The sequence below is a fragment of the Sediminibacterium sp. genome (assembly GCF_051860225.1).
In the GTDB taxonomy this organism is placed as follows: Bacteria; Bacteroidota; Bacteroidia; order Chitinophagales; family Chitinophagaceae; genus Sediminibacterium.
The window spans coordinates 1-8953 of the sequence record NZ_JBHYEI010000007.1; the positions used below are offsets into that span (position 1 = coordinate 1).

The 8953-nt window shown below is 34.9% G+C and carries 9 protein-coding genes; all 9 read left to right on the forward strand.

The features are described 5' to 3' along the window. Positions 1–157 precede the first annotated feature (157 nt). The 9 genes from ACTIEI_RS14690 to ACTIEI_RS14730 all read left to right on the forward strand — a co-directional run bounded on the left by ACTIEI_RS14690 (position 158) and on the right by ACTIEI_RS14730 (position 8863). Positions 158–649, forward strand: coding sequence for a hypothetical protein (locus ACTIEI_RS14690; RefSeq protein ID WP_439507038.1), 492 nt, complete (start codon positions 158–160; stop codon positions 647–649). A gap of 251 nt (positions 650–900) precedes the next feature. Further along, entirely contained in the window at positions 901–2562 is a 1662-nt protein-coding gene (locus ACTIEI_RS14695) for a MutS-related protein (RefSeq protein WP_439507039.1), read from the forward strand. 246 nt (positions 2563–2808) lie between these two features. After that, positions 2809–3567: a DUF2321 domain-containing protein gene (locus ACTIEI_RS14700; protein ID WP_439507040.1), complete on the forward strand. Its 759-nt coding sequence runs from the start codon at positions 2809–2811 to the stop codon at positions 3565–3567. A 30-nt stretch (positions 3568–3597) separates the two neighbouring features. Then, a complete protein-coding gene (locus ACTIEI_RS14705; RefSeq protein ID WP_439507041.1) occupies positions 3598–4500 on the forward strand; it encodes a hypothetical protein in 903 nt (300 codons plus the stop codon). Between the two features lie 346 nt (positions 4501–4846). After that, positions 4847–5413, forward strand: a complete 567-nt coding sequence (locus ACTIEI_RS14710; protein WP_439507042.1) for a hypothetical protein — start codon at positions 4847–4849, stop codon at positions 5411–5413. 228 nt (positions 5414–5641) lie between these two features. Further along, the gene (locus tag ACTIEI_RS14715) at positions 5642–7243 is read left to right on the forward strand and encodes a T9SS type A sorting domain-containing protein (RefSeq protein ID WP_439507043.1); all 1602 of its coding nucleotides are present in this window, start codon (positions 5642–5644) and stop codon (positions 7241–7243) included. 320 nt (positions 7244–7563) lie between these two features. Next, on the forward strand, positions 7564–8082 hold the full coding sequence (locus ACTIEI_RS14720; protein ID WP_026750248.1) for a hypothetical protein: 519 nt from the start codon (positions 7564–7566) through the stop codon (positions 8080–8082). 15 nt (positions 8083–8097) lie between these two features. Then, a complete protein-coding gene (locus ACTIEI_RS14725) occupies positions 8098–8256 on the forward strand; it encodes a hypothetical protein (protein WP_161631456.1) in 159 nt (52 codons plus the stop codon). A 202-nt stretch (positions 8257–8458) separates the two neighbouring features. Beyond that, positions 8459–8863, forward strand: a complete 405-nt coding sequence (locus ACTIEI_RS14730; protein WP_439507044.1) for a hypothetical protein — start codon at positions 8459–8461, stop codon at positions 8861–8863. The last annotated feature ends 90 nt before the right edge of the window (positions 8864–8953 follow it).

Below are 8953 nucleotides of genomic sequence, written 5' to 3' on the forward strand. Positions count from 1 at the left end.
CCATCAGCTTAGGTATTTCAAATGTGCTTCAGTAATTTGGCTTTAGCTAATCGAGTCTATAGTGGCCAAGCCAGCAGTAGGAACACAGATTATCCAACCAGCGTAAAGCCACGGACGTTGGGCGTCATTTAGGACAACTTTACTCTATTTAAAAAGTATGATGGACAATCCTGTTGATATTTGGTACTTAAGTGACGAAAGACTTAAAAAAATAATTGATACACTAAGCCTTTCTGAGAAATCTCCATTTGAACAGGCTAAAGAAGCATTTTATCAAATCTCTGAACTATATAATCTTCACAAATATCCAGACGACATTACAGAAGATGATTATAGAAAATATGAAGATGAAGGTCTCGACAATCCAAGGACTGTTTTTGAAGAAGTAGGAATAATAAGATATTTAGAACCAGAAGACGATCCTCGTGGAGTTGTATTATTTGCTTTATATAACATCAAAAACAGAACTTATATAGATATTAGTTTTTGTGCAGAGAAACACTTTGGTAGTAGAAAGAAAGTCCCAGATAACTACGTAGTTTATTTTACAGGACAAGACGCAGACAGCAAACTAAATTTTTTAAATGCTGGTGAATCGTGGACTAAAGAAGGTGTAAAATATGCTTCAAAAATTTTACATAGGGTATGAAAAAACGAACGCCCAACAAAAGGCTTTGCGCAATTTGGGCTTCCACCTTTGGCCATTCATCTTTTGGTATTGCTAATCAACTGTAGTAATTTGGCTTTAGCTAATCGCGTCTTTAGTGGCCAAGCCAGCAGTAGGATCACAGATTATCCAAACTGCGCAAAGCCTATGACGTTGGCTGCAAGGCTAAAGGACATGACGGTTATAAATAATAAGTATTTTTTTGAACCCCTTAATTGAATTACTATAATAAAATGAACTACTTATTATTCGGAGCAATTCTTACCTTATTGACATTTATCTTTATTTACCTTATAAATAAAGGGAAGTCCAGAAAACAAATTGACCAAATTCGAGCAGCATGGGGTAACTCTAAAACAGAATTTTTCAATTTTGATGGAATTAAAAATTATTCTGTAGAAGTAAAAGGTAAAAACTTTCACCATCTGACTGAACAGACAATTGATGATATAGATTTTTATGGACTTTTTGAATTTATAGACCGTACCACAAGTAAAGTGGGACAGCAGTTTCTTTATAAAAAAGTAATAGAACCAACGAATCTTAAATCTGACCCTACGCAAAACCTAATTGAATTATTTACCAGTAACGCTAAAATACGTGAGGAAATACAATTAGACCTCTTAAAACTAAACGAAACAGACGCATATTACATCCCATCATTGTTAAAGGACAATTTATTACAAAAACCAAAATGGTTTAAGTTTTTAGGAATAGATATAGCTATTGTCTTTTGCCTAATCATACTCTCATTGAAATACCAGGTTTTTATAATTTTTCTTTTGATTCCATTTGCCTTAAACATGTTTTTACATTACTGGAACAAAAACAAGGCGTTTCAATTTGTTAGATCAATCCCCCAATTAAATTTGCTTATTAAAGTATCAAAGTCTTTATCACGGCGAAACGGGATTTTCTACGATAAGTCTGTCGAAGAAAGTATATCTGACCTTAAATCATTTCAACGAAAATCAAGCATAATAAACTTCGACAACGGAAGTGGAATTCAATCAGAATTAAGCCAAATAGGAACATATTTACTGGAATTAATTAAAGCCCTTTTTTTGATAGAAGTTTTTACGCTTTTTAAAGTTATTAAGGAACTTGAAACCAAACGGACTTCAATAATAACATTATTCGACTATGTAGGAAATATTGATTCTTCAATTTCAATTGCCTCATTGAGAGCAGATAATTTAAAAACCTGTCAGCCAGTTTTTAATTCAGCGGGGAAAAAAGTGTCTTTTAAAAACATATATCATCCGCTTATTGAAAATTGCGTTGAAAATGACTTGTCAATAAGTAATAAAAGCATTTTAATTACGGGCTCTAATATGTCTGGCAAATCGACATTTTTACGAACCTTTATGATGAATTCGATATTAGCCCAAACTATTTATACATGCTTTGCCGAAGAATTTACCTCGCCAATTTTAAAACAATATTCATCAATTCGAATTGACGACAACTTATTCGAAGGAAAAAGCTATTATTTACAGGAGGTTAATACAATGGCAAGTTTAATAGCAGAAGTTAATTCACCCAATCAAAATTTATTTGTTTTAGATGAAGTTTTTAAAGGTACTAATACAATAGAAAGAATTTCTGCTGCAAAAGCGATACTTTCCTATTTGAATCGGGGTGACAATATTGTAATCATATCCACTCATGATATTGAGTTATCTGATATATTAAAAACTGAATACGACTTATATCATTTTACTGAGACAATTGAAGATGGCGAACTTTATTTTGACCATAAAATTAAATATGGACAACTAAAAACACGAAATGCAATAAAGTTATTGGAATTATCAAATTACCCTACTGAAATAATCAGCGAGGCACGACAAATTAGTATGACATTAGGAATGACTACAAAAGCATTTGATTAACAGCCCAGCAGCCAACAAAAGGTTTTGTGCAATTGGGGCTTGACGTTGCAGCAATCATCAGCAGTGCATATCTAAGCTTTATATTCGGCAGACGTAATTCTGTAGGGCAGTAGTTCTAAACTTCGGATTTTAGTTATAAATTTAGCTTCGGTTCCGGGCAGACAATTGCTCAATTCCCCAACTGCACAAAGCCTCGAACGTTACCTGCTATTTTTTATCGAACACCAAAACACATTGTAGCTCCTTATGGCGAGACAAGACACTCAAGAGGTTTGTTTAAATGGACATCAGACGACAGACAGGTATTATAGTTCTCCGCAATTCCGTAAAAACTTCTGTACGACCTGTGGTGAAAAAACAATTTACCAATGCCCTTCTTGCGGTAAAGACATTAAGGGTGACATGATTTACGAAAATTTCATCGATTTATCAGGCACGACAACTCCTGTACCTGACATTTGTGACAATTGCGGAGCAGACTTTCCTTGGAGAGAGAAGAAGCGTAAAATAAAAGAGCTATCTAAGCCAACAAACGTTGAAAAAGATGCAGTTTTCCTAATTGGCTTACTCTGTGACAGGTTTCATTTAATAGCTAAGCAACTAAGACAAAGGCATGCTGATAGACCGACTTTAGACATAGAGGATGAATACGATGTTCAAGACCTATTACACTCACTTTTAAAAATATATTTCGACGATATTAGACCAGAAGAATGGAACCCCAGCTATGCAGGTAGTTCTACACGTTCAGACTTCCTTCTAAAAGATGAACAAGTTATTATTGAGGTCAAAAAAACAAGAGCAGGTTTAAAGGCGAAACAACTTGGTGAACAACTTATTATTGACATCGCTCATTACAAAAAGCATCCAGATTGCAAATCATTGTATTGCTTTGTTTATGACCCTGAAGGCTACATAAGCAATCCTAAGGGAATTCAAAATGACCTCTCGAGAAAAGACAAGGATTTCAAAGTAATTGTAAACATTATACCGAAAGGGCATTAAACCTGAAGGCAACAACTCCTTATTTCTATTATGGACATTAATACTATCATCGAACATTTAAAGAGTTTGGATTTGTCCACTTATCCTAAAGACGAGATTTTATCGCTATTCAAACAAGTAGGAAAGATTGGACACGTGGTTGTAACATTCCACAGAGGCAAATCTGTCATGAGGGCAAGACCTAATTATAATGGAGAACGCTTTGAAAAGAAAAGTGACTACTCATTTAAGCCACAAGAATATAACACGACATACCAAAGAGCAAGTACGCCAAATCAGACAATGTTTTATGCGACTGCAATTCCAGAGACTTTGCAACCAGGCGAACTAGACAACATGAGAGTTATTGGTGTTGCAGAAACCATTCCTATGCTTAGAGACAAAACAAAATCTGGATATCAAAAAGTATCATTCGGCAGATGGTATGTTCATGAGGATATTCATTTACTTGCGATTGTTCAAAAGGACAAATATGCAGAAGAAAGTAGTTACACGAAAGAGTTGTCAGACGCCTATAAAGAATTTATCGCAGGAACTCCTAAAGACATTTTGGAGGGTTCACTTGCTTATATAACTTTTCTTGCTGACGAATTCTCAAAAGAGGATATTAGAGGCGACTATGACTACATGATTTCTGCATTATTCTCAGAATTAGTCACACAACGAGGACTTGATGGCATCTTTTATCCAAGTGTAAGGGTTGGAGGCAAAGGTTTTAATATAGCCATCACTCCCGAAGCGACTAAAAAATTAGGATTATATGTAGCCGGTGAATGTTCAATGTATAAATTGAAAGACCACACGGTAGTAGGTAATGACGCAATAGTTGAGCTGAAAGGAACAGAAGAAGAATTTAAGCTCGTTGACATAGAACGCCACGAAAAAGAATGTCTTGCTCAACTCGGAGTGACATCAATTGATGACCTGAAATAAAACAGCAGGTAACATTGCATTGGCAATATGGCGGGGGACGAATATATCTTCAGCTTTTGTTTCGCTATTCAGCTTCAGTTTAGGCAGACGAATAATGCCGAGCACAGAATGAACAATGAACTTTTGTATTTTTAATCAGCATTAGTTCAGGCTGGACGTTCAATGAATACCGCCACATCGCCAATGCTTTAACGTTGTAAGCAACCCTAGGGCAGGTTCTAATAAATTCGAGTGACAAAAAGCGAAAACTTAAACGGACATGAAACCAACGAAACACAGACAAATTAATAATAATAGCCTACCAACTAATATCTATCCCAATATTTTAAAACTAAAATAATCTATTATGAAAAGACTTTTTGTTTCTTACTTTTTCATCTCTTTCTTTTTTACTGCAAACAGTCAAATCACAAGAGGAAACTGGCTTGTAGGAGGTAATGCTAATTTTTCTTCTTCTAAACAAAATCTTACCAATAGCACAGATAAAAACAGTTCTACATTGTTTTCAATATTGCCGAATATAGGATATTTTGTGGTAGACAAATTGGCTTTCGGAATAAGTACAGGTGTATCTTTCACGCAGTCTAAAAGTAATAATACAAAAAGCAATGTAACATCCTACAAGATTGGTCCATTTGCCAAATACTATTTTTTGGAACCAGATAACACTACAAATTTATTTATTCAAGGAGCCTTTGGTTATGGGGTAAATCGATTTAATAATTTCGGAAATAGTATAACTACAGCTAAAAACATTTCCTATCAAGTAGCTGGCGGCCCAGTAATCTATTTTAATAATAGTGTTGGTTTAGAATTTATACTAGGCTGGAGTTTTGAAAAAGCTATTGAAGATAAATCCAATGTCAGTTCCTTAATATTAGGAATTGGCTTCCAAATTCATTTAGAAAAATAATTAACTATGAACAAGGTATCAATTTTAATTATGCTGTTGTAATTAACCAGCATAAAATCTATTTCCCAAAATGCGACTGTTGTTTATCAAGGCAGTAATTTAAGTAACATTAACAATTGCCCTCAATGTTGCAATGTCTTTAACCAAAGCGGAAATAACCCGACTGTTGGAGGTTTAAATCATTTTCCTGTTTCAGGTGGGGCAATATTTGATGGAACAAGCATAAAAATGCAAACCCAAGTCAATTCGCAATCAAACATCAATAATGGTACTGCATATGCTTTAGGTTATACATTCAAGACTGGCTATAATTATACAATGACAGTAGATATGGGTTACACTGCTAATCCCAGTACTGCTTTTCCAAAACTTACAATGTCGGTTAGAACTTCTTTGCCAAACCCTAATGATTCAGACCCAATTTCTTGCGGCCCTGTAAGTTCAAGCAAGTATTTAAGCTCAATAGGTGATATTGTGCAAATAGTTTATCCATCACAGACAAGTATACAGACTTATAATATTCCTCAATTTTCTGTTCCATCTCAAAGAAACTATCTAGTACTTACTATTTCAGACGGTGGTTTAAATGGAACAACAGCCTTGATAAATAAAATAACAATAACTGAATCAATTGCAATTTCATTTACTTTATCGCCTTCCACACTTCAAATTCCGTGTGGTTCAGCTACGACCCAAACTTTTACGGTCAATAATGTCAATAATACACCAGGAACAATAATTTATAATTGGAATTTAGGTTCATCAAATAATGGCTGGATATACAATGGAAACCCTGCTCCGCAGTCTTTCCCAACGACATCCAATTCAATAAACTTAACACCTTCGTCTGGCAGTACCCCACTGTCAAATGTCTCTGTGACAGTAAATTTAAATGGGTCTAATAATACAACTTTGACAAGTACAATATCTCGTTCATCTGGTGCGACACAAGGAAGCTATTTACCAATGACAGGTAGTAGTATCGTATGTGGAAGTTCTGAGAATTATTCATTAACTGGTGTTCCTGCAGGTACCACAGTATCATGGTCGTTAAGCGGGGTTTATACAAATGGAAGTTATTTGCCTTTACAAAACGTTTGTACTTTATCATCTAGTGGGACACAAGCTACATTAACAAAAATTAATAACGGAACTGTAACGCTTCTTGCAACAATTACCAACTGTGACGGAATTCAGCAGTATTCTTCAAAATCTGTAACTTTTGGTGTTCCAGAATTATACGGAAACGCAGGTTATTATATTGATAATATTTATTTGACTCAACCAATAGAAGGAACTGCTACCTTTTTAAGTTCATCATCTTTTTATATCACATTGGAATCATCTGGAACAAATACTTACGTTTGGGAATCATCATCATCAAGTAATGCAAATTATTACTTTGGTTATACTGGTAATAACTTTGCGACTTGTTGGTGGAGTACCCCTTTAAACCCGTATGATTATTTTGGTTTTACAGTCCACACAACAAATGCTTGCGGCACAAGAAGAGACCCTATGTACTTCTATTATGATGGGCCATATCAATATTACAGAGTAGCACCTAATCCAGTTAAATCAACATTTAATATTACACAGGTTGACTTTAAACGAAACCCCATACCAAAAGGTAAAAAGCAAATAAATGTTGACCTTTTGAAAATGCAAATAGTAGACAAGATGGGTAACGTTGTATTAGAACAAATTTATCCGTCAGATACAAAATCAACAACAGTAAATACTTTAAGTCTTAAATCAGACATATACACAGTTCGTCTTTTTACACAGGACAAAAAGGTTGAATCACATAGAATTATTGTTCAACATTAGAATAGGATAATTAAATAAACGGGGTGACAATTTTGTCGCTCCGTTTTTCACACCCCGGACGAAGGGTATGCTTACAACAATCGGTTTGCTGCTATGCTGGCTGACGTAGTAACAATCGGCTCTAAGTCGCTATCAGCTTCAGTCTAGGCTCGACGTTCAATTTTGAGCTTTAGTTCTTAACTTCAACTTCAGTTTTTCAAATCGGCTTTTGTTCCGGGCTAGACCAGCAATGAATTCCAGCACAGCAGCAAGCCGTCGCCGTTAGGCGAGATTTATTCTGGCGATCCGATTTTTGGAATGAACAATTTTAGTACCTAATTATGACCAAACACCGACCATTCACGATAGAAATTGACAAGCTTACTCGCTCAATAGAAAATGCTATTTCTGGTGACAGTTTTAAAACGGAAGTGCTAGAACTGACTTCAGCAGATTTTAAAAAATTAAGAAAGAAAGATTGGTTATTTAATTGGGAGTCAGAAGCCAAGTTGAAAGACCGAAAGGTATACAAGCTTGTAATTATCGATAATCCTACTATTATTCAAGGGCTCATAAGTTTGCAGGATCGTAAAGACCACATTTTTATGACACTTATCGAAAGCAATAAATTCAATCGTGGAAATAAAAAGATTTACTTAGGTGTTCCAGGCAATCTTGTAGCTTTTGCATGTAAGATTTCTTTTGACAAAGGTTATAGCGGCTATGTTTCATTTGAGAGTAAGACTAATTTAATAGCGCACTATAAAAAAGAGCTTAAGGCGCACTTGCTTTTCGGAAATTTTATGGCAATTGATTCTAAATCTGCAGCAAAACTTATAGAACTTTATTTCCCTAAATAAATGTAACTTTAATGTATGATAAAAGAGCCAAAAAATATTGACTTTTATACTACCGGCAAACAACCTACAGAGCGAGATTTTACTCGCATAAGTGAGTGGATTAAGAAGGATAAAATCAGAAAAGGAACAAAGCCATCAAAGAAACAAACCGTAAAGCAAAAAGACCTCGCCTAACAAAAGGCTTTACGCAAGTTGGGCTTTCAGCAATGGCCCATCAGCTTTGGTAATACTAATCAACTTCAGTAATTTGGCTTTAACTAATCGCGTCAGTAGTGGCCAAGCCAACAGCGGGAATTATCCTTCCCCACCCTGCGTAAAGCCTCGGACGTTGTGCGTCATGTTAGAAAAAGCAGATTGTTTTTCAATTTAATTTATAATGAAAGTATTGTTGTTTATACCTCTATTCTTTTTTTTAAGCTGGCAAAATAAAAGCGGAGATCAAATTAGTATAGATGTTATCAAAGCTGATAAATCATTTATTCATTATATGGAACTTATGAATGCTCACCAAAAAGCTATTATACGCGACGAGTGGGGTTTGAGGACTGAGAAGGTAAAAAATGAGTTGGAAGAGGCAAAGCGAAAAAAGAATATAATTGATTTTTATAAGAAATTAAAAAATGCAAAAGGTATTTCTTATCATGCGGCAACAAATGAACTGATGAGTTATTATATAAGGCTTTCAATAAAGTATTCGCTAAAGGTTGAAGTAAATAAGAAGGTTTTTAATGAGGCGATGAAACAGTATAGTAGCGAACATAAACCATATTTTACTAATTGAATCACGAACGCACAACAGAAGGCTTTACGCTAGTTGGAGATTCAGCAATGGCCCATCAGCTTAGGTATTTCAAATGTGCTTCAGTAATTT

Coding starts and splice junctions, on each gene's coding strand:
- ACTIEI_RS14690 (WP_439507038.1), top strand. CDS start 158: ATGATGGACAATCCTGTTGATATTTGGTACTTAAGTGACGAAAGACTT.
- ACTIEI_RS14720 (WP_026750248.1), top strand. CDS start 7,564: ATGACCAAACACCGACCATTCACGATAGAAATTGACAAGCTTACTCGC.
- ACTIEI_RS14695 (WP_439507039.1), top strand. CDS start 901: ATGAACTACTTATTATTCGGAGCAATTCTTACCTTATTGACATTTATC.
- ACTIEI_RS14705 (WP_439507041.1), top strand. CDS start 3,598: ATGGACATTAATACTATCATCGAACATTTAAAGAGTTTGGATTTGTCC.
- ACTIEI_RS14715 (WP_439507043.1), top strand. CDS start 5,642: ATGCAAACCCAAGTCAATTCGCAATCAAACATCAATAATGGTACTGCA.
- ACTIEI_RS14725 (WP_161631456.1), top strand. CDS start 8,098: ATGATAAAAGAGCCAAAAAATATTGACTTTTATACTACCGGCAAACAA.
- ACTIEI_RS14700 (WP_439507040.1), top strand. CDS start 2,809: ATGGCGAGACAAGACACTCAAGAGGTTTGTTTAAATGGACATCAGACG.
- ACTIEI_RS14730 (WP_439507044.1), top strand. CDS start 8,459: ATGAAAGTATTGTTGTTTATACCTCTATTCTTTTTTTTAAGCTGGCAA.
- ACTIEI_RS14710 (WP_439507042.1), top strand. CDS start 4,847: ATGAAAAGACTTTTTGTTTCTTACTTTTTCATCTCTTTCTTTTTTACT.